Here is a 20033-nt window from a genome sequence, read left to right on the forward strand (position 1 = left end):
CGCATGGCTAGCCGACTTTTGTCTCGTCGGTATTCGATGAAACGCGGCGGTTATGGGCGGCGGTCGCGCTGGCGAAAAAGGTAAAAATCAGCACCAGCCCCCAGGGCAGCATAAGAATACTCATAATCAGCATGTATACCTGCACAAAGCGCTCATCGTGCGGCCGTGTGCAGAGCAGATAAATCGCGTAAAAATAGAGAATCCATAATAAAATGGCGAACCAGACTACGCTCAGCGTTCCAAGATAGGTAAACGCCAGACCAAAAAAGCTGGCCATAATCGGGCCGATGACGGCGATGACCATTCCCCAAATCAGGGGCTGACTCCATTTTTGCATGCTCGTTCCTTGAGAGAGGTTTGCTGGAAAATTAACCTGGCGGGAGCAAGGAAAGACAGCAATTCAGTTGCCTGAGGGGATTTTTCGGAATAGTGCCTGCAGGCTATCAGAAAGGGAAATGAATCAGCTCGACGTCTTCTGGCGTGACTTTGACCATGGAACCTTCGCTGTGCCAGGCGCCGAGCACTACGCGATACGCGGTTTTGCCGTTGGCTTCCAGGGAATGGACGGCAGGGCGGTGCGTATGCCCGTGAATCAGCCACTGGACGTGATGTTTCTCCATGACGTCAACCACCGCCTGCGGATTGACATCCATAATCTCCATCGACTTGCTGCTGTTGGCCGCTTTGCTGTCGGCGCGCATTCTGGCGGCGATACGGCGGCGAATAAACAGCGGCAGGGCCAGAAACAGGCGCTGGATACAGGGATTGTGGACTTTCGCGCGAAACGCCAGATAGCCCGCGTCGTCGGTGCAGAGGGTATCGCCGTGCATAATCAGCACTTTGCGCCCGTAGAGGTCGAGAAGCTTTTCTTCCGGCAGCAGGATCATGGCGCTTTCGCGGGCAAAGCGCTGACCGACGAGAAAATCGCGGTTGCCGTGGAGGAAGTAGCAGGGGACGCCAGACTCGGCTAACGCGTTGAGCGCAGCGGCAATTTGCCGATGCAGCGGGTTCGGATCGTCATCGCCGATCCAGGCTTCAAACAGGTCGCCGAGGATATACAGGGCGTCCGCCTGGCGGGCTTCCCCGTGTAAAAAACGCAGAAAACCGGCGGTAATCGCCGGTTCTTCCGTTTGCAGATGCAAATCCGCAATAAAAAGCGTCGCCACGAATTATTCGCTGACGGTAACGCTTTTGATCACAACATCTTCTTTCGGCACATCCTGGTGCATGCCGCTGCGGCCGGTGGATACCGCTTTGATCTTGTCGACTACGTCCATACCTTCAACCACTTCTGCGAATACGCAGTAGCCCCAACCCTGCAGGCTTTCGCCGGAGAAGTTCAGGAAGTCGTTATCGGCGACGTTGATGAAGAACTGCGCGGTCGCGGAGTGAGGTGCCTGAGTACGGGCCATCGCCAGCGTACCGCGGGTGTTTTTCAGACCGTTGTTCGCTTCGTTCTGAATGGGGGATTTGGTGGTTTTCTGATTCATGCCCGGCTCAAAACCGCCGCCCTGAATCATGAAGCCGTTGATAACGCGGTGGAAAATAGTGTTGTCGTAAAAACCTTCACGACAGTAGTCCAGGAAGTTTTTAACTGTTTCCGGCGCTTTGTCGTCAAACGTCTTGATTACGATATCGCCATGATTGGTGTGGAAAGTAACCATTTTTGCATCCTGTTCCGATGATTGTGGTGCCTGCACCCGGAGTCGGGTGAGATATAGGGGGCTGTTATAGCATAACCGCAGGATGCGATCACCTTGCATTGTGTGCTGATTCGGGTTTGAATTACGGGTAGAATACCCGGTTTTCAACCACACACGTGTTTACATGGAATCTTCGATGTTAAAAATCTTTAATACAATGACGCGCCAGAAAGAGGAATTTAAACCTATCCATGCCGGGGAAGTCGGCATGTACGTGTGTGGTATTACGGTTTACGATCTCTGTCACATTGGCCATGCTCGTACCTTTGTTGCCTTCGATGTGGTTTCGCGCTACCTGCGTTTCCTGGGGTACAAACTGAAATACGTGAGTAACATTACCGACATCGACGATAAAATCATCAAGCGCGCTAATGAGAACGGCGAGAGCTTTGTGGCGCTGGTCGATCGTATGATCGTCGAGATGCACAAAGATTTCGACGCCTTAAATATTCAGCGCCCGGATATGGAGCCGCGCGCTACCCACCATATTGCGGAAATCATTGAGATTACCGAGCAGCTGATCGCCAAAGGCCACGCATATGTCGCCGATAACGGCGATGTGATGTTCGACGTACCGACCGATCCGAACTACGGTCAGCTGTCGCGTCAGGATCTCGACCAGCTGCAGGCCGGCGCGCGCGTTGATGTTGTCGACGTCAAGCATAACCCGATGGACTTTGTGCTGTGGAAAATGTCGAAAGAGGGCGAGCCGAGCTGGCCGTCGCCGTGGGGCGCGGGCCGTCCGGGCTGGCACATTGAGTGCTCCGCGATGAACTGCAAGCAGCTGGGCAACCATTTTGATATTCACGGCGGCGGGTCGGATCTGATGTTCCCGCACCATGAAAACGAAATCGCTCAGTCCACCTGCGCCCATGACGGCAAGTACGTGAATTACTGGATGCACTCCGGGATGGTAATGGTTGACCGCGAGAAAATGTCAAAATCGCTGGGCAACTTCTTCACCGTGCGCGACGTGCTGAAGTTCTATGACGCGGAGACCATCCGCTACTTCCTGATGTCCGGCCACTATCGCAGCCAGCTGAACTACAGCGAAGAGAACTTAAAGCAGGCGCGCTCCGCGCTGGAGCGTCTGTATACGGCGCTGCGCGGAACCGATAAAACCGCAGAGCCGTCCGGCGGCGAGGCGTTTGAAGCGCGCTTTATCGAAGCGATGGATGACGATTTCAACACCCCGGAAGCTTATTCGGTGCTGTTCGATATGGCCCGTGAGGTTAACCGCCTGAAAACCGAAGATGCCGCCGCGGCCAACGCGATGGCGGCGCATATGCGTAAGCTCTCTTCGGTGCTGGGTCTGCTGGAGCAGGAGCCAGACGCCTTCCTGCAGAGCGGCGCGCAGGCGGACGACGGCGAAGTGGCGGAAATCGAGTCTTTGATCCAGCAGCGTCTGGACGCGCGTAAAGCGAAAGACTGGGCGGCGGCGGATGCCGCGCGTGACCGTCTCAACGAGATGGGCATTGTGCTGGAAGATGGCCCGCAGGGTACCACCTGGCGCCGGAAATAGTCTCATTCTCTCTTTTTGCCGGGGCTATCCCCGGCATTTTTTTGCCCATACTCAGGCCAGTGCATCAGGCGCTGACCATAGGGTCTAATTCCCGGATGGGGATAAATTTAAGGCGCCGGTTGCGGCGCCTTAACTTTTTACTCGGTAACGGTAACGCTCTGCCCTTCAAAGCTGACCGTTTGACCGGCGACGATTTTGCAACGCTTGCGGGTTTCGACCGCGCCGTCGACTTTGACCAGACCGTCGGCAATGGCGATTTTCGCCTGTGCGCCGCTTTCGCTCCAGCCTTCCAGCTTCAGCAGGTCGCAAAGCTCAACGTGCGGGTGTTTGCCTAAAGAAAAATTCGCCATCAGGCCTCCTGAATATCGTGATACTCTTCGCACGCCTGTAGCGTGTTCTGAATAAGGGTGGCTACGGTCATCGGGCCGACGCCGCCGGGAACCGGGGTGATGTACGACGCGCGCGCGGCGGCATCTTCATAGACCACATCGCCAACCACTTTGCCGTTTTCCAGGCGGTTAATCCCAACATCGATCACGATCGCGCCTTCTTTAATCCATTCGCCCGGAATAAAGCCCGGTTTACCGACAGCCACGATCAGCAGGTCGGCGTTTTCGACGTGATGACGCAGGTTTTTGGTAAAACGGTGAGTGACGGTGGTGGTGCAGCCAGCCAGCAGCAGCTCCATGCTCATCGGGCGCCCAACGATGTTAGAAGCGCCAATGACTACCGCGTTCAGGCCGTAGGTATCGATATTGTAACGCTCAAGCAGCGTGACAATCCCGCGCGGGGTGCACGGACGCAGGCGCGGTGCGCGCTGGCACAGACGACCCACGTTATACGGGTGGAAGCCGTCAACGTCTTTGTCCGGCGAAATGCGCTCGAGGACTTTGACATTATCAATGCCGGCGGGCAGCGGCAGCTGAACCAGGATGCCATCAATAGCCTCATCGGCATTCAGCGTGTCGATAAGTTCCAGCAGCTCCGCTTCGCTGGTGGTTTCCGGGAGATCGTACGAGCGGGAGACGAAGCCTACCTCTTCACACGCTTTGCGCTTGCTGCCGACATAAATCTGCGATGCCGGGTTGCTGCCGACCAGCACGACGGCTAACCCTGGAGCACGAAATCCGGCCGCAACGCGGGCCTTCACTTTTTCCGCAACCTCAGAGCGTACCTGCTGCGCAATCGTTTTACCGTCAATAATTTTTGCTGCCATCAGAGAGAGGATTCCATCTGTATCTTTACGAAAGGGGGATGGCGATATTTTGTCAGAAGCCAGCCCCGCTGTCAGTCTTCGTTTAAGATTTTATCTTGCTTTGACGCTGCGGTGGCCTAAAAATGGGCCTGACCGCGCCGCGAATAGCGCAAAAAGGAGCCCGGGAGCCAAAGAAAAGTTAACGTGCAGAAACATAAGGTTGGATAAACTTTATACTGCTTTTGCGGCATAAGCCGCCAGCCTGCACGGGCAAGCGCAGTTTCGCGGCAAAATACATTGACTCATCAGGCGTGGACCGTATAATTCCGGCGATTGCACATCATGAAGCTCGCTTCTCAATGCGCCCTTAGCTCAGCTGGATAGAGCAACGGCCTTCTAAGCCGTAGGTCACAGGTTCGAACCCTGTAGGGCGTACCATTTTCTCGTTAAGAATCCTCTTTCCTTACCTTTTTACTTCCTGGAATTAGTGTTTTTCTTTTACTATCCCTATCGAAGTTGACGTAGGTCTAACCGAATCAGAGCTGCACATAAGCCTTTAAAGGGCTCATTTCGTTCCTGGGAGGATGAGGGACTCATAGCCCTCAATCTACCAAAGAAAGAAACGGCAGAGCCAAAAGAGAGATAATACATACTCATTAATGGCGGCGGATTGTATCAATTAGCTACAGCAGTAGGCCTTACGATGATTGAGAGATACCTGGTAAAATAAGCAGATATACTTTAAAATATTTGCGTTAATATATTCATTATTGAATCACACAATATGTCGGGTCGGATCATATAATTGAAGGTGAGCTGAGTGATATAATCGATTTGCTGAATAATTTAATTTGTGATGAAAATTTTTTAACACGCACAGAACGCCTTGATTTGGTCCGGGCTATTGCCGCCATCGGGGCGATAAAAGACGTGTTGCTATACTTTCTCCACAAAAATCCTCGTCGGTTAAAAAGAGTGAAGAAAAGAAAGAAAAGGTTATCGAGCCACGTTTTCCAAACGCTGGCATAGCCTGGAATGACAATGATGAGTCCATCCTACGGGAAGTATTAGACCCTATTCCAACGGAGAAAATAGGCGATCATCTCTTCTGGCTGGCCGAAAAGCTTGGGCGTATTCCTTATAGTATGGCTTGTAAGATAGCTCAGGTGAAAAATTACCTGCTGAATGGAAAGATAGCTTCCGTAAAATTTCAGCTCGGATTCGCGATTCGAAAAATGACGTTCAGCGAATATATTTAAGCTAAAAGTAATGAATAAGCACGGAATAAGATTCGAGCCTTTATGGCCTTATGGCATTTTTGTGTAAAGGATCTGCGAGCAACCTGCAGGCAGGCATAACGATTTCTTGTGACACTACAAAAAAATACTTTCAGAGATATTCGGCACTATTGAGAAAGATCAATATGTTTTTTCCTTCTGCCGGGTAATTTGAGTTGTCCTTTCTCACGAGAGCAATCTTTATGGCCGTTAAACGACTCGGTACCGCCGTGTTAGTATTACTGTGTGCTTTTATAGCCAGCGCTGCTGCCGCTAAAGCACCGCAATTAAATGATGATCAAGTTAAGCAGCAAATTATTGAGGCTTCTATTGCTTCTTATCCTGGCGTTTGCGCTTGTCCGTTTAATCGGGCGAGAAACGGCAGTTCCTGTGGCAGGCGCAGCGTCTGGAGTAAAGCAGGAGGTTATGCGCCAGTTTGTTATAAGAAAGAAGTCACTCAAGAGATGATTAAACGCTGGCGTCAATCCCAACAAATATAGATATTTATCCCCGCTGGGAACGCAACGTTACTTTGCTCTTGGACCTGGTTTCGGAGAGTCTGGCAACACGCAGACACTCTGAGAAAAGGGCAGAGGCTCGCTCGTTTTCCCGGCCTCAGGCGCCGGTTTCATTTTTTATTCGCCTGTTAATGTATTCCACGGCCTGAGAGACATCCATAATCCCATTAATCGCGTTAGTCACACCCTGGCCGATAATAATTTCTGCCTGGCGCAGGTTGAAGGGCTTACCCTGCGTTCCCTGCGACTCTCTTATCCCGACCATGCCCTTTTCATTCAATAAATTAAACCATGGATAGAGGTTCAGGACGTTCTGATCGTGACAAATTCCTGACCAGGCGCAGTTTCCTCCGAGCAGAACCAGATGACGCGCAATTTCATCGGAATAAAGCCAGCTGAAGAACTGCTCAACCTGTTTTTTCTTTTTGCTGTAGCGGGACATCCCAATGGATCCCCCTCCCAACTGTGGAAGCTGTCCCGGGACTGAAGCATAGCCGATAGTGGGGGCGATAGGGCTATGCGCGACGTCGTTGAACAAATTGAGATACATGATCAACATGGCGAGGTTGCCGCGCTCAAACTGCTTAACGGCGTCACTCCACCATTCTCCTGAGAGATTCACGGCGACGGAGAGCTGTTGCAGGTATTGTTCAAGCGCCGTAGCGGCAAGCGAAGTCTCCAGTTGAACCGGTTCGCCTTCGCAAACCAGACGTCCGCCGAGCGCGTAGTAACGCAGTAGATATTCCGTGGCGATAAGCCCTGAGCTGCCTAAGGTCACCGCCGTGCCCATCGGGCGCAGCCTGTTATCCGGCTGATGCAGGCGACTGAAGAAAGCCGCTAACTCATCAAATTGCGCAAAGTTTTTGGGTAGCGTCAACTCTTTGCCCGTCGTTTCGTAGAACATCCGTTTTAACGTCGCATCTTCAAAGAGATCGCGTCGGTAAAACAGAAGCTGCATACTGGCATCAAAGGGGATGGCCCACGCGGTGCCATTCACTATGCTGAAGTGCTGTCGAATCTGGTCAGAAAAATGAGTCAGCAGCTGCGGCAGCGCAGGGGAAATCGACTCCAGCGGCAATAAGGCTTTTTCTGCAAACCAGGGAAAACAGGCCATATCGATGCGCAGGAGATCGTAATAAGGATGCAGATGAAGATGGGAAAGAATTTCAAACACTTCATCATAAGGATAAACCGCAAGATTTACCTTGATACAGGTCTGACGATAAAAGTGAGGTAACAGCTTTTTCAGTGCATCGGTTGAGGGGCTGGGCAAAATTAACATATTCAGCGTCGCCTCGGTCTCAGGCGGCTGGACGGATTGGCCATCTAATGAAAATCCGCTATTTGTCAGAATTCGATGCGTTACCTGTTTTTTAGGCTGGCGAATATGGGAAGCGATGGCGGTACCCAGGCGACCATAGTCCATCTGGTAGTTTGTGACGCCGTCGAAGGCTGCCGGAAGATTATCACTCAACTGCAGTATCGGCGGACAGGGCTGCACGCTACCAAACCAGGCTGCCTGCGTCACGGCTCGCGTTTTATCACTATCCTGAGTGATGAAAATATCGGGGGGAACCCCGCGGAAAAAATCAAACGCTACGGTGTTAGACTCGCCCGCCTGGGAGGATAACACGGTGAGCTTAGCCTGCGGACTGACTGTCCGGCAGGTCTCCTGTATCGCCTGAATAAAACATGCGCTATGAGCATATTCAAGGGGTTCGCAGAAGATACCGATATGGCCCGGCCGCTGCGCGAGCGCTCTTCTCGCAAGGTGTTCACCCGCAGTGACGTAATCGAGGCTGAAATAGTTGTCAGCTCCGGTAGGTTGCCGGTATGCAAAAAGGATCTGTTCCGCGGGCAGCTTGAGCATTTCATAATAAGGTTGGCTATCGCTCAGGCAGCTGACGGTAACAATGGTCTGGTAAGATTTTGCCGCCAGCGTTTGCAGAATCTCCAGTTCCAGGTTGGGCAGATCGTTGGTCAGGTAAAGATCCAGCGGTTCGCTTAATGATGGCTGACAGACCTGATGTAAGCCCCGGTAAAGCTGGTAATACTGCTCCGCATTAATGTCTGGCAGCAGTAGCGCCACCCCTTGGCTTTTACTGGCTCTTAACGATTGCGCCTGCGCATTTAACTGATAGCCCACTTCCTTAGCCGCTCGTTGAACCGCTTCAATCTTCTCAACGCTGACATTTCCTCTGCCATTAAGTACGTTCGAGACAGTGCCGTGTGATACACCGGCTAGCTTTGCTATGTCTTTGATTGTCGGCATATTTTAATCCTTACCCTCATATGTTGATGCTAGCACGGCATACATCTGAAAACTATCGTTGCCGGTATTATTTGAACGTTACAAAATAAATTTGTGTGATTTATAGACATTAGGAATATTAATCTTTTCCGGCTTGAGATGATTAACCATATGGTAAAAATGATAATTTATTGAAATTTAAGATAAATTAAGTAAGTTTTTGAAGGGGATCACTTCTGGGGTAAAAGATTGTTGTTCCGGTTAAACGGCAGAACCATAATTGACACGTTCCAATTACGTTTGATTACATTTATGATGATAAAAACAGCAATCTGTTAGTGATAAGAGGAAATCATGAAGATCCATTTTCTGGGAACGGCAGCGTCTGAAGGGATACCTAACCCGTTTTGCCGCTGCGAGCACTGTCAGCAAGCCCGTATACGTAAGGGAAAAGACATTCGTACACACTCTTCCGCGATTATTGATGATCAACTGTTGATTGACGTCGCGCCGGAATTTAGCCAGCAGCTGCTGCGCGACGGCATGGACGCAACTGAAATCAGGTCGCTTCTGTTTACCCATACTCATCCCGATCATTTCAACGTCGGCGATCTTTTCAGCCGAATGGAGGGTTACGGATTTGAGATTAACCATCCGCTGAATATCTTTGGTAACGATCGTGCGATTAACGGTGCGGCAGAGGTTTTGCCGGGCTATAGCGCAGAGCGCTTTGCCTTTCATTGCCTGGTGCCCTTTGTCACCGTAGAAACCCGTGGTTATCGGATAACTCCGCTGCTGGCTAACCATGCTAAATGGGAGCTTTGTTATACCTGGTTTATCGAAAAAGAGGGCCAGTCAATTTTTTACGGTCATGACTCTGGCTGGTTTCCTGAGCTCACCTGGCAGTGGCTGGAAGGTAAAAAAATCGATCTGGCCGTTCTGGAGTGTACCTACGGCTTTAATGGAGAAAACCGTACCAATAACCATATGAGTCTGGAAACGGTGTTCGCTGCCAGAGACAGACTGGCGGAACTGGGCTGCCTGAAGAAAACAAGTCAACTTGTCGTCTCGCATATTTCACACAGCGGCGGTCTCCTGCACGATGAGCTAGTAGCAGCATGTGATAAAGAGAACATTCTTGTCGCCTGGGACGGGCTTAACCTGAGCATTAACCAATAAAGGATATGCAATATGGACCTTAATAAAACACCACGCCTGTTAATTATGATGTTCATACAGTACTTTATGCAGGGCGCCTGGAATATGACCATGGGGCTGGTATTAAGTACCTATGGAATGGCGACCATAATCGGCTCATCCTATGCCTTGCTCGGATTAGCGACAATTATTTCACCGTTATTTATTGGTATGGTGGCCGATCGCTTCTTTGCATCACAAAAGGTCATGGCGATCCTGCACTTAGTCAATGCTGGCGTTCTGCTGTTTGTTCCGCAATTTATTGAAGCACAAAATACCGGCATGACGCTGACCATGATTTTCCTGGTCGGTCTGCTGTTTTATCCGACAACGGCGCTGGCTAACAGTATCAGTTTCAGCCATATCAATGGGGTGAAATATTTCCCATTCATCCGCGTTTTTGGCACCTTCGGCTTTATGGCAATCGGCTTTATCATTGGTGAAATGGGATATTCCGGCAACACAGTTACCTGGTATATTGCGGCAGCTTCCGGCGCCTTCCTGGGCTTATATTGCTTCACATTGCCGAATACGCCGCCAAAAGCAAAAGGAAACGCTTTTGCGCTGCGCGATCTGTTATGTCTCGATGCTCTGGCACTCTTCAAAGATCGTAGCTTCAGCGTGCTGATGCTGAGTATTTTTGTCTTAATGATCCCCAAAACTGCATATTCCGCCTATATTCCGGTCTTTTTGAAAGCGCTGGGGTTCGATAATGCCGCATCAATGATGCAGATCGGGATTGCCTGCGAAGTGATTTTTATGTTCCTGCTGTCGTTCTTCTTACTAAAAGCCGGCTTTAAAATCACGCTGATGCTGGGGGCCGTTTGCTGGATCATCCGCACGCTGTTGTTTGCTCATGCCTCGCTGGATGCCAACATGATGTTTGTGCTGATCGGCCTGATGTTACAGGGATTCTGCTGGGACTTTTTCTTTACCGTCGGCGATATTTATGTTGACCGCAAAGCCGCGCCAGAGATCAAAGCGCAGGCGCAAAGCTTGAGATTTATCGTCTCCAACGGCGTCGGGCTGCTGTTTGCTTCTACCGTTTGCGGGCAGATTTTTAACACTACCGTGACTGAGCAAGGGCCGGAAGCGTTACCGCAATGGGAAACATTCTGGTTAGTTTCAGCCGGTGTGGCCGCGGTAGTGAGCGTCTTCTTCCTGATTTTCTTCCGCGACGATCTGTCAAAACGCAAAACGGATCTCGAATTGAAGAAAGCGAATTCCTGATTGATAACGGATCTTTCATTAAGGTAAAGATATGAATAATCTGGCCGCCACGATCGTCGATCACGGATGGTTTCCGTTATTGACCATCGTCAAAATCAGCATTGCGTTTATTCTGGGAGGCATCATTGGCCTGGAAAGAGAATCGAAAGGGAAACCTGTCGGATTCAAAACCTGTGTCATTTTATCTGTCGCCAGCTGTGTGTTAACCATCGTTTCAATACAGTCGGCGGAATACTATGCTGAAATTTCGATGAACATCCGTAGCGATCCGATGCGCCTGGCGGCCCAGATTATCAGCGGCGTCGGTTTTCTGGGGGCGGGAGTGATTCTACATCGCCACGACGATGCTATTTCAGGCCTGACGACGGCGGCCATTGTCTGGGCATCAGCCGGGATTGGAATTACCTGCGGCGCCGGTTTTTATTTTCATGCTTTTTTCGCCACGGGTTTGTTCTTATTGGCGATAAAATTAAGCCCATTCATTATATTCCTGCAAACTAAAAATCAGTTCCCTGGAAAAGTGAAAGTACGGGTGGTTCTTGATGAACGAGGGGCCCTTGAAAAGCTGATAAGCCGTATTCATCAGCAAAAAAATATTATCGAGAATATTACGATTAGAGACATTAAAAAGGGAAAGATTGAGGTTAATTTAAAAATGGTTGTTCGCCAGAAAATGACCTTACCTGACTTATACCACGATCTGTCTCATGTTGAGCATGTCTACGCGCTCGCTCTTGAACATTGATTAGTATAAAAATGTGGATTATGTGGCCGCTTGTTCTCTTTTATGTTGGCGGTACCAATACACCCGATATCGGGTGTATTGGTAAGCGTAATGATAGTGAAAATGAAGAATTAAAATGATTAATGATATAATTTAGCGTCAGCCCAGGACTTTACAATTCTCTGATGATGATTTCCTCAAGTTGTTCGATGCTTATCTTCCTAATTTGTTCACATGAGAGAGATGGTCTGATAAGCCGGAGATGCATACTGTCGTTAACAATTATTATCAATGGTTTCTCATTGCTACTGCGAATAATATCCAGAATCGAACATATTTTCCACATTGTCATTATACCTGTAGTTGCTAAAACTAGTTTTTAATTTATATCATACAGCCTTGAGTAAAATGATAGCCTATATCATCTCCGGGATGAGGAGAGGGATGCGTCCTGATATAATATCTACCAGCAACTTGGTTGAGTATTATTCGATCCTTTTTTTGCCACTTATTATTATTTTGATTTAAAGTAAATAAAGTTGAGCCATTAACCAAATGGCTTAATACCCATTGTCTGTTTCTGCAAACTCCTGGTTTAATGATGCCATCTGACTCGCGGTGGATATATAATTCCACGAGTAGAACTTGGCTATCATTGTACCTTGCGCCTGCAATAAGGAATTTGGCCCAGCGATAACTATACATAATCCTCTCTTGATTCTTAATGTTTATTTGGCTGTAAATCTACGAAGTATTTTCTTTGAGTGACTGAATACTGCTGTTCTCAAATATATAGGCAAGAAAAAAATAATTCAATCGCAGGTTAATTTCTTAGTGATTATAAATGCAAAGATTTTAATGTATTAATTTTTAGTTTTTTATAATTCGCTTTAAACTCTAAGAGATTTTTTATGCGAAAATTTAAAGGTTTTTTATTGCCATTTAAGCACTGTGAAATATTATTTTTTAATGCTATGTGTGTTTTTGTATTATGAGTTGTTTCTGAATTTGTTGAATGTTTTTTTATTGTTTCATCGGCGATGATTAATATGATGTTGTACACATAATTAACATAAAATGATTGTTCTTATAACATTCCTCATTGTGTTTATTGATACTATTGGTTTATTAATACGATACCTCTTTACTCATTCCTGTATCGTCAACAGGGGGACAGGAGGCTAATTATATCAGGGATCTGAATGCATACGCCTGACTGTTGGGTAGCATACCTCTCGAGACCTGGTATGATGTGTTTACAAGACTTCAATTTCCCCGGGATGCTACAGGGCTCAACACGTTCAGAGCTTGTCTTACCGCAGCATACTTAGGTATTCACAGGATGCAGAATAATTATGAAGTACTTAATTGAAAACAAACTGATTTATAATGCTGAGTCTGGTGAGCTTATTCGTATTGATATTGGCGTAACGGATAAGCACCAATTAACGAAAACGGCCAATCATATTCTGGCCATACTGATTGAATCCCACGGTGAGATTGTTCCTCGGCAAAGCCTGTTAGAGAGGGTGTGGGAGTCTCGTGGGCTCGAAGCTTCAAATTCATCTTTAAACCAATATATTAGTATTCTCAGAAAGAAACTATCATCCCTGACGGGAACAGAGAATATTATTTTGACAAATCCAGGCGTTGGCTTTTATCTGTCTGCAGATATCAAAATTAAACTATGTAATGAAGTCAGCAACGGGCTATCTCCTCCACGGCGAACCCGTTACCACTGGTTTAGTTATCTGATACGTGGAGGTATTTTAGCACTAATCCCCAGCCTTTTTTTTATTTTGCTTGCTAAATATGAAGTTGTTGTTCCATCTATTCGTTTGAAAGAGTCCGACAATCTGACTCGTATCGGCAACTGTCAATTAAAATCGTCTGTTCCCATCCCCGAGAGAATGCAGGAAAAAGTTCTTAATCTAATGGAGATGCATCATCCTGGGCTGCTTGAACACTGTCAAAGTAGTCCGGCCAGACTAATCGTTTATGTCCAAAGAAGTGTCCTTCATGGTAAATCTGGCGCCGTTTTTACATCATTTTGCCCTGTGAATAGCATAAGCCATAAGACGCTCTATTGTCATAATTTTTACGCTAATCAGTGGAGGCAGCATGACTAAGAATAAATTCTACCTGTGCTTTGTTTTTTTGTTCTGCGCGGTCTTCGCTCTGATTATTTATCTACTGATTTTACTGAATAAGAAAAATAAAATTAAAACATGTGAGGCAAATGTTTACTTTACTATTTCATCATTGAACGATTCATACACTTTTGACGGCCATGTTTTATTTGATATGAGCAATAATAGTGGCTATGTTTCTTTGTCTGGAAAGATAGTCGATGGTGATGAATCGTACTATCTTTCGCAGGATATAGCCTTTGATTATATGGCCGATGGTGAGGGACGATACAAAATATTACCGGGTGATAAAATCGATAATAGATATGGAAGTATTCCTGATGATCTCATTATACCTATTTATGATATCATGGGATTGTCCGGAAAATCACCCATCTTTATTTTTACCCGGAACAGGGACTACATTGTCTGGGGAACGCTCAATTCACCGGTGATGACCTGCGTATTTACTATGGATAGATAAACGCCATATATTTGTTCTGATGTGACTTACGGGTTAATTCCCGGCGACCGGAGCCGCCGGAAACGGCATTACTTCGTTGCGCCCTCAAGGATAACCTTGTCGTTCTCCCCACGGGTGATGCTCTGCTGATGAAGGCTGTCGGCGAGCATTACGTCATTGACGGCGAAAAATTCCCAGGCCTGCGGCGTGTTGGCGAAGGTTACCTCATCGAACTGACTGTCGTGCAGGAAAGAGATATTGGTTGCTTTGGTGTTACGGAAGCTGACGTTGGAAAAACGCAGATTCTGATGATAGGCATCGCGAGAATAGTGAATACCAAACGACTCCGCCATTTCGGCTACCGTCATGCCGTCAATCAGGATGCTGTGCTTAGCCGAAGTACCATCGACGGTCACATCCTGCACCTGAACGTCGCGGAACTGAGCGGGCTCGTCGGCAGGGGTCGTATCATTTACGTCGGCGCTGTATTTGATAGTAAAAACAAACGGCTCTTTGGCGATATCTTTCATCGCGTTATGACGGAACAGCACCTCCCGCACGCCACCGCCATAGTAGGGGCGGCTCTTCATGCGCAGGCCAACGTCGGTCATATACATGACGTTATCCTCGGCGCGAACGTTTTCGATCCACGCGCCGGTATGGCTACCCGTCACCACGGCGCCGTGGCCTTTACGGAAATAGTTATTAAAAATCCACGCCGCGCTTTGCGGCTGCTGATGAAACGTTTTCGCGCCTTTACCAAACCCGGCGGCAAAATTAACGCAATCATCTCCGGTATCAAAGAAGTTATTGAAGACCAACGCGTTTTTGCTATTGCCGAACTCGACGCCGTCGGCGTTATTGCCGTCAAAGGTCTGATGCACAAGCCCATTCAGGGTAATATTTTCTGACTCCAGCACCATCACCCCGTGGAAAGCGGGATTACGAATAGTCAGTCCGGCAAGGTAGAGATTTTGCACGCCGCGCAAGGTCATCAGGCTGGAGCGGCGGTTTTTATAGGCGCTATTGTTTTCAATCCCTTCCGCGATAGCCGCTTCGGTCTGATGCTTTGCCAGAATACCGTCCGCGCCGACTTTTTTGGCATTGCTGGCCCGGTACTGCGGCAGCGCGTTGCCCAATTCGTCGCTAATTGTCGCATCGCCGCCGCTTTTGACGCCGCGGGTCCAGCCGTTGCCGTCAATCGTGCCTTTCCCAACGATGCGAATATTACGAAACGTTCCGGCCGGAGACTCGCCCTTATCGTCCGCGCCCAGCACGTTAATTAATGATGGCGGGCGGCGAGGCTGCGGATGATCGCTATAGGGATAGAGGTAATAGCCTTTATCAAGCGGATACTGGGCCGGATCGTCCGAACCCAGCAGGGTGGCGCCAGCCGCAATATCCAGGGTCATATCGCTGTGCAGGAACAACGCGCCAGTTTTGAATTCGCCGCCGGAAATCAGCACCTTGCAGCCCTGAGGATAGTGCGTGACGGTACAGCTATCAATGGCCCGCTGCAGCGCCTGGGTATTCAGCGTGGTGCCGTCACCCTTCGCGCCGAATGTGCTGGCTTCGATGACGTGCGGCGTTTTGCGGGTTTGCGCTTTAACCACCGCGCTGTCCGGAGATTCCTGGCCATTGGCGTAGACCGCGCGCACCGTAAAGGCATACTCCGTATCCGGCTGCAGGTTGGTGGCCGTGAAGCTGCGCAGATCGATTTTCTGCTGCCAGCCGTCGCTGGCGATCCGCTGATAGAAGTTATCAATATAGGGCTTTGCCGGGGAAAAATGGTTTTGATTTTCACGCGCCAGGCCCAGCCGCTCGCCTTGACGATAGACGGCGTAGTCCACCACCTGCTCGGTCTCAGACTCCGGTTTTTCCCAGACCAGCACCAGGCTGTTTTCATCGGCAGACAGTATCGGAACCATGACATTTTGTGGCGCGGAGGCGGGCGCATCGTGCTGGTTATCGACGGTTCCGCCGCTGTCATTACAGCCGCCTGCGAGCCCGGCTAGTGCGATTGCCAACGCCAGCATGCCGCGTGCAGGTCTGAAGGTATTGCGCATAGATTTTCCTTAATGTCATATTTTATGAGAAAATAAAATTCAAATTCATTTAAAATAAAACATCATTATATATTTATGTGGGAAAATAAACGCGAGTCAGTTCAATCTTTCATCAGGCGAAAAAAAAACTTAATCAGATAAGCAAAGGCGGACCTCACCGCCCAGCTTCCCTTCTACTGCTGAGAATCATCGATACGATAGCCGCACGAAGTCGGTACGATATGGGCAAACCCCGATCCGCCAAGATGCATACCGGCAATCAGCAGGTTTTCGCTGGCGGCCTGGGCGAGAATCGCTTCCCGCGTCGCTCTGGCCTGTACGGGATCGCAATCAAAAGCGATAGCGGCGGCGGGTCGCGCGGCCTGAATATGCGGAAAGTGGACGATATCGCCCCAAATCAGCAGGCTTTGCCCGGCGGCGTCAATGCGAAACCCGCTATGGCCCGGCGTATGTCCGGGTAACCAGACCGGATGGATACCCGCGACGACTTCGCGATCCTCCAGAAACCCGAGGCGCCGGGACCACGCGTCCAGGGTGCGGCGGGCGAGAGCGAAGTTTCGCTGCCCGCGCTCATTAGCCCGTCTTAACATGACGTCATCCTGCCAGTACTCCGCTTCCAGAGGATGCAGATGAAGACGAGCGTTGGGATAGCGCGGCGCGCTGTTGGCATCCAGCAGGCCGCCGATATGATCCGGGTGAGCGTGGGTCAGCAGGACGGTATCAACGTCGTCTGGCGCACTTCCCGCCGCCCGCAGACTGGTTTCCAGCACGCCGCCTCCCGTCCCCGCGTCGATCAGAATCGTTCTTCCCCGGCCGCGGATAAGATAGCCATTAATGTCAATAGTGCCGGGGTCGATGACGCCCGCATCGCGCTGGATTTGTGCGGCATCGCCGCTATCGATGCCGGACAGCAGCGCCAGGCCGGCGGCCATGCTGCCGTCGCTAAGGGCAGTCACCTGAAAATCGCCAATCTGGCGGGTGACAAAAGATGAATTGCGCATAAAAACCTCTTAGCGTGATGCTGGCTGTTTTTCAGCCGGGCTTTGCAGCTGACCGGCCATGGGTTCATAGATCCAGGCTTTTTCCCGTCCCGCAAGTAGCATCGCCTCCCGGCGCGGCAGAACGTATACCACGCGCAGCGACGGGTTATTATCCAGCCCGGCGGCCGGAAGTCTTGTCGGCTGATACCCCAGCTCCGAGTCCACAAAGTCCAGCGGCTCCGGGCTCAGCAGCAAAACATCCTCCTCAGAGACGGCAGGGAACACCCCGCTGTACCGATACAGGTTTCGCCGCCAGTCGCGAATATGCGCCTGCCAGCGCGCAAAGTCGCCGCCGCCTTTATGGCGATACGCTTCACTGGCGATGGTGTCAGCATCATGGATAGTATGGATGGCAAGATAGACCGGGCAGCCGGAGGAGAGCGCCCGGAAGCGCTGCGAAGCGCGGAACCCGCTGACGGATACCAGCGCCGGCAGCTTGTGCTGGCTGTAAAATCGATTCCAGCCGGCTTCGCTTTCCGGGTCGGCGTAGCTGCACTCAACGATATATAACATGGGCTGACCTCTGCATGATGGCGTGATGATATTGACGTTTGATCATGCTACGTTGTGTATTGAGCGCTCTGAAACGATATTATTTCATCCCTCAATGACATTTTGTCATTAATGCAAAATCCAGCAGAGGTGGTCATCGTGCGAAAAAAACTCCCCAGCAGCGCCTCTTTGCAGGCTTTTGAGGCTGCCGCCAGGCACGGTAACTTTGCCCGCGCGGCGGAAGAACTGTCGCTTACCGAAGGGGCGATCAGTCGGCAAATCGCCCGTCTGGAATCGCTGTTGAACTGCAGGCTGTTTGAGCGGACGGGGAGCCGGGTACGGCTGAATCCTAACGGCGCGCGCTATGCGCACCATGTGCGCGAAACGCTGGAGCGCCTTGAACGGGACACTCAATATCTGATGGGGGCCGCGGACGGCAGCCGAAGCCTGGAAATCGCCGCGCCGCCGACCTTCGCCAGCCGCTGGCTCATTCCCCGGCTGGGGGATTTTCAGCACCGGCATCCGGATATCACGCTGAATATCGCGGTCAGAACCGACCCGTTTATCCTCACCGGCAGCGGTTTTGACGCGGCGCTTCACTTTGAACACCCCGCCTGGGCCGGAATGCGTATGCAGTTTCTGTTTGAAGAGAGGCTGGTACCGGTATGCCACGCCGGGCTACTCACGGAAGAAGATCTCGTCAGCCAACTGAACGCGCTGCCGCGAATTCATCGACGGCAGAATCCCGACGCCTGGCAGCGCTATGCTGAAGAGTGCGGGATCGTGCTGGATAATCCGGCGCAGGGGGGGCGCTACGATCTGCATGAGATGGCGATAGCCGCCGCGCTGGCCGGGCAGGGCGTTGCGCTGGTGCCCCATGTGTACGTCGAAAACGCGATCGAAAACGGGCTACTGGCTGCGCCCTGGCCGCAGGCCCGCAGCCTGAGCAAGCGCTTTTGCCTGGTGAAGCCGCTGGAAAACGGCGTCAATGAGTCGGCGCTACGGGCGTTCGAGCAGTGGCTGTTGACGCAATAAGGCCCGGGCAGGGCCTTATTGGCATTAAGCGCAGCCTCAGGCGTGGGATAAAAGCGGGAACATCAGCTTATTCTCTTTGAAAATATTTTCTTTTTGCTCGTAGATAAACAGAATATCTTCGCCTTCGATTTTCTCATACTCGCCGGTCCGATTCTCTTTGGGGGTAAAGCCGAGGATAGCCTGGTACGTATTGTCATCGGCGAGCTGGTTGACAATGGACGACAGGGAGCGGCCGCTGTCGCAGAAAATATCAAAACAGATCAGCGCCGGACCGTTTTGCATCGCAATCGCGATCGCCTGGTTTTTCTCGGAATAATAGACGAAGTGCTGCATAAAGGCGGAGCAGTAGAACATCAATAAACCGAAGTTATTCTGCACCCGCAGCTGCGAAAACGGATTCGATTTTTGATAATACCGCTGCAATAGCGCAACGTCTTCCGGCCGATCCATATCGAGCTTGCGGAAATCGCCCGCAGCCGGCACTACCGGCATAATATACTGATGCTCGTCGGTGCGCTCGAAGCCGAATTTCGGGTAAAAATCAACGGTTGTCGGGTTAGCGAACAGGAAGAAGGCGTCGGCTTTATCCTGCCAGTCCGCCAAAATCTCATTCACAAGCTGCCCGGCGAGGCCCCGATTGCGATGATCGATATCGGTCATTACGGTGCCGATTTGGATATAGCGGCGGGGTTCGCCCTGCCAGATCAGGTCGATAATATTGGCGGAGGCGTTAGCAATCACTTTATTGTTGCTGACCAGGGCGTAGGGAATATAGGCGTCGGTCCAGTAGCCTTTGCGGTACCACTCTTTAAAGGAGAGATCGAAGGTTTTAATCGCCAGGTCAATGAAGCTCTTTCTTAACGCGTCATCGTGCACAATTTGCTTAACTAATTTCCAGGTCATCGTCGACATTCCTTACGCTGCGGGTGAGGCACTGTTTTCGGCCATCTGTTCGGCGGTCCGATCTCTGTCGGGCGACCTAAAAATAGCATATCCCCGCTGATGGGCGACGATTGTCGCGCCTAAGCCTTGCTCAGGTCACACAATCCGGGAAAATCGCGCGAAAAAGGGTAAGCTTTCGCACGCTTAAGAAACGTCGCTGTGAGGCAAAAAAACGCCTTTAGCAAATGAAAATTTGCCAGTCGTCAAAAACGAAGATGAATATATTGCGTTCATGGTCATGACCCCTAT

Annotated in this window: 19 protein-coding genes and 1 tRNA gene; 9 read left to right on the forward strand and 11 right to left on the reverse strand. The window is 50.3% G+C overall.

All coding sequences use genetic code 11. The features are described 5' to 3' along the window. Positions 1-7: 7 nt before the first annotated feature. The 3 genes from BWI76_RS07075 to ppiB form a co-directional block, all read right to left on the reverse strand. Positions 8-337: a hypothetical protein gene (locus BWI76_RS07075; RefSeq protein ID WP_004137860.1), complete on the reverse strand. Its 330-nt coding sequence runs from the start codon at positions 335-337 to the stop codon at positions 8-10. Positions 338-443: 106 nt separating this feature from the next. After that, positions 444-1166: a UDP-2,3-diacylglucosamine diphosphatase gene (gene lpxH, locus BWI76_RS07080; protein WP_064371469.1), complete on the reverse strand. Its 723-nt coding sequence runs from the start codon at positions 1164-1166 to the stop codon at positions 444-446. A gap of 3 nt (positions 1167-1169) precedes the next feature. Continuing rightward, the gene (ppiB, locus tag BWI76_RS07085; RefSeq protein WP_004130079.1) at positions 1170-1664 is read right to left on the reverse strand and encodes a peptidylprolyl isomerase B; all 495 of its coding nucleotides are present in this window, start codon (positions 1662-1664) and stop codon (positions 1170-1172) included. A 175-nt stretch (positions 1665-1839) separates the two neighbouring features. Here ppiB and cysS point away from each other — a divergent pair, with 175 nt between their 5' ends. Then, complete coding sequence (cysS, locus tag BWI76_RS07090) at positions 1840-3225, forward strand: cysteine--tRNA ligase (RefSeq protein WP_004137857.1); 1386 nt, start codon at positions 1840-1842, stop codon at positions 3223-3225. Between the two features lie 137 nt (positions 3226-3362). Here the strand turns inward: cysS and ybcJ are convergent, their stop codons facing one another. Continuing rightward, complete coding sequence (ybcJ, locus tag BWI76_RS07095) at positions 3363-3575, reverse strand: ribosome-associated protein YbcJ (protein ID WP_004099787.1); 213 nt, start codon at positions 3573-3575, stop codon at positions 3363-3365. Beyond that, a complete protein-coding gene (gene folD, locus BWI76_RS07100) occupies positions 3575-4441 on the reverse strand; it encodes a bifunctional methylenetetrahydrofolate dehydrogenase/methenyltetrahydrofolate cyclohydrolase FolD (protein WP_004137856.1) in 867 nt (288 codons plus the stop codon). Before folD ends, ybcJ begins: the two co-directional genes overlap by 1 nt. A 340-nt stretch (positions 4442-4781) precedes the next feature. On the opposite strand from folD, the gene BWI76_RS07105 reads away from it, so the two are divergent. After that, positions 4782-4858: transfer RNA gene (locus BWI76_RS07105), tRNA-Arg, on the forward strand. A 1042-nt stretch (positions 4859-5900) separates the two neighbouring features. Further along, entirely contained in the window at positions 5901-6197 is a 297-nt protein-coding gene (locus tag BWI76_RS07115) for a hypothetical protein (protein WP_074168709.1), read from the forward strand. 115 nt (positions 6198-6312) lie between these two features. Here the strand turns inward: BWI76_RS07115 and BWI76_RS07120 are convergent, their stop codons facing one another. Next, positions 6313-8487: an extracellular solute-binding protein gene (locus BWI76_RS07120; RefSeq protein ID WP_064371468.1), complete on the reverse strand. Its 2175-nt coding sequence runs from the start codon at positions 8485-8487 to the stop codon at positions 6313-6315. Positions 8488-8820: 333 nt separating this feature from the next. Here BWI76_RS07120 and BWI76_RS07125 point away from each other — a divergent pair, with 333 nt between their 5' ends. The 3 genes from BWI76_RS07125 to BWI76_RS07135 are packed head-to-tail and all read left to right on the forward strand — an operon-like array spanning position 8821 to position 11638. Further along, positions 8821-9645, forward strand: coding sequence for an MBL fold metallo-hydrolase (locus BWI76_RS07125; protein WP_004137854.1), 825 nt, complete (start codon positions 8821-8823; stop codon positions 9643-9645). A gap of 12 nt (positions 9646-9657) precedes the next feature. Beyond that, a complete protein-coding gene (locus BWI76_RS07130) occupies positions 9658-10893 on the forward strand; it encodes an MFS transporter (protein WP_004137853.1) in 1236 nt (411 codons plus the stop codon). A gap of 31 nt (positions 10894-10924) precedes the next feature. Then, positions 10925-11638, forward strand: a complete 714-nt coding sequence (locus tag BWI76_RS07135) for an MgtC/SapB family protein (RefSeq protein WP_004137852.1) — start codon at positions 10925-10927, stop codon at positions 11636-11638. Positions 11639-12001: 363 nt separating this feature from the next. On the opposite strand, the gene BWI76_RS07140 is transcribed toward BWI76_RS07135, so the two are convergent. After that, a complete protein-coding gene (locus tag BWI76_RS07140; protein ID WP_071830639.1) occupies positions 12002-12322 on the reverse strand; it encodes a hypothetical protein in 321 nt (106 codons plus the stop codon). A 650-nt stretch (positions 12323-12972) separates the two neighbouring features. Here BWI76_RS07140 and BWI76_RS07145 point away from each other — a divergent pair. Together BWI76_RS07145 and BWI76_RS07150 are read left to right on the forward strand one after the other, a co-directional pair. After that, a complete protein-coding gene (locus tag BWI76_RS07145; protein ID WP_004137851.1) occupies positions 12973-13746 on the forward strand; it encodes a winged helix-turn-helix domain-containing protein in 774 nt (257 codons plus the stop codon). After that, positions 13739-14230, forward strand: coding sequence for a hypothetical protein (locus tag BWI76_RS07150; RefSeq protein WP_004137850.1), 492 nt, complete (start codon positions 13739-13741; stop codon positions 14228-14230). Before BWI76_RS07145 ends, BWI76_RS07150 begins: the two co-directional genes overlap by 8 nt. Positions 14231-14298: 68 nt before the next feature. Here BWI76_RS07150 and BWI76_RS07155 read toward each other — a convergent pair whose 3' ends face one another. From BWI76_RS07155 to BWI76_RS07165, 3 genes are all read right to left on the reverse strand, one after another. Beyond that, positions 14299-16275, reverse strand: coding sequence for a glycosyl hydrolase family 28 protein (locus tag BWI76_RS07155; protein ID WP_004137849.1), 1977 nt, complete (start codon positions 16273-16275; stop codon positions 14299-14301). Between the two features lie 173 nt (positions 16276-16448). Beyond that, complete coding sequence (locus tag BWI76_RS07160; protein WP_049130778.1) at positions 16449-17276, reverse strand: MBL fold metallo-hydrolase; 828 nt, start codon at positions 17274-17276, stop codon at positions 16449-16451. Positions 17277-17285: 9 nt separating this feature from the next. Continuing rightward, positions 17286-17828 (reverse strand): hypothetical protein, encoded by a 543-nt coding sequence (locus tag BWI76_RS07165; RefSeq protein WP_049088974.1) that lies wholly within the window; start codon positions 17826-17828, stop codon positions 17286-17288. 138 nt (positions 17829-17966) lie between these two features. Between BWI76_RS07165 and BWI76_RS07170 the strand changes: the two genes are divergently transcribed. After that, positions 17967-18842 (forward strand): LysR substrate-binding domain-containing protein, encoded by an 876-nt coding sequence (locus tag BWI76_RS07170; RefSeq protein WP_004137847.1) that lies wholly within the window; start codon positions 17967-17969, stop codon positions 18840-18842. A 36-nt stretch (positions 18843-18878) separates the two neighbouring features. On the opposite strand, the gene BWI76_RS07175 is transcribed toward BWI76_RS07170, so the two are convergent. Continuing rightward, positions 18879-19745, reverse strand: coding sequence for a GNAT family N-acetyltransferase (locus BWI76_RS07175; RefSeq protein WP_004137846.1), 867 nt, complete (start codon positions 19743-19745; stop codon positions 18879-18881). Positions 19746-20033: the final 288 nt, after the last annotated feature.

It is taken from the genome of Klebsiella sp. M5al, from assembly GCF_002090195.1.
In the GTDB taxonomy this organism is placed as follows: Bacteria; Pseudomonadota; Gammaproteobacteria; order Enterobacterales; family Enterobacteriaceae; genus Klebsiella; species Klebsiella grimontii.

Excerpts from the sequence above, each read along its gene's own strand:
- ppiB (WP_004130079.1), bottom strand. The coding sequence starts at position 1,664 with ATGGTTACTTTCCACACCAATCATGGCGATATCGTAATCAAGACGTTT.
- cysS (WP_004137857.1), top strand. The coding sequence starts at position 1,840 with ATGTTAAAAATCTTTAATACAATGACGCGCCAGAAAGAGGAATTTAAA.
- BWI76_RS07140 (WP_071830639.1), bottom strand. The coding sequence starts at position 12,322 with ATGTATAGTTATCGCTGGGCCAAATTCCTTATTGCAGGCGCAAGGTAC.
- BWI76_RS07155 (WP_004137849.1), bottom strand. The coding sequence starts at position 16,275 with ATGCGCAATACCTTCAGACCTGCACGCGGCATGCTGGCGTTGGCAATC.
- BWI76_RS07160 (WP_049130778.1), bottom strand. The coding sequence starts at position 17,276 with ATGCGCAATTCATCTTTTGTCACCCGCCAGATTGGCGATTTTCAGGTG.
- folD (WP_004137856.1), bottom strand. The coding sequence starts at position 4,441 with ATGGCAGCAAAAATTATTGACGGTAAAACGATTGCGCAGCAGGTACGC.
- BWI76_RS07145 (WP_004137851.1), top strand. The coding sequence starts at position 12,973 with ATGAAGTACTTAATTGAAAACAAACTGATTTATAATGCTGAGTCTGGT.
- BWI76_RS07120 (WP_064371468.1), bottom strand. The coding sequence starts at position 8,487 with ATGCCGACAATCAAAGACATAGCAAAGCTAGCCGGTGTATCACACGGC.
- BWI76_RS07175 (WP_004137846.1), bottom strand. The coding sequence starts at position 19,745 with ATGACCTGGAAATTAGTTAAGCAAATTGTGCACGATGACGCGTTAAGA.
- BWI76_RS07150 (WP_004137850.1), top strand. The coding sequence starts at position 13,739 with ATGACTAAGAATAAATTCTACCTGTGCTTTGTTTTTTTGTTCTGCGCG.
- BWI76_RS07075 (WP_004137860.1), bottom strand. The coding sequence starts at position 337 with ATGCAAAAATGGAGTCAGCCCCTGATTTGGGGAATGGTCATCGCCGTC.
- BWI76_RS07115 (WP_074168709.1), top strand. The coding sequence starts at position 5,901 with ATGGCCGTTAAACGACTCGGTACCGCCGTGTTAGTATTACTGTGTGCT.
- BWI76_RS07130 (WP_004137853.1), top strand. The coding sequence starts at position 9,658 with ATGGACCTTAATAAAACACCACGCCTGTTAATTATGATGTTCATACAG.
- BWI76_RS07165 (WP_049088974.1), bottom strand. The coding sequence starts at position 17,828 with ATGTTATATATCGTTGAGTGCAGCTACGCCGACCCGGAAAGCGAAGCC.
- BWI76_RS07125 (WP_004137854.1), top strand. The coding sequence starts at position 8,821 with ATGAAGATCCATTTTCTGGGAACGGCAGCGTCTGAAGGGATACCTAAC.
- ybcJ (WP_004099787.1), bottom strand. The coding sequence starts at position 3,575 with ATGGCGAATTTTTCTTTAGGCAAACACCCGCACGTTGAGCTTTGCGAC.
- BWI76_RS07135 (WP_004137852.1), top strand. The coding sequence starts at position 10,925 with ATGAATAATCTGGCCGCCACGATCGTCGATCACGGATGGTTTCCGTTA.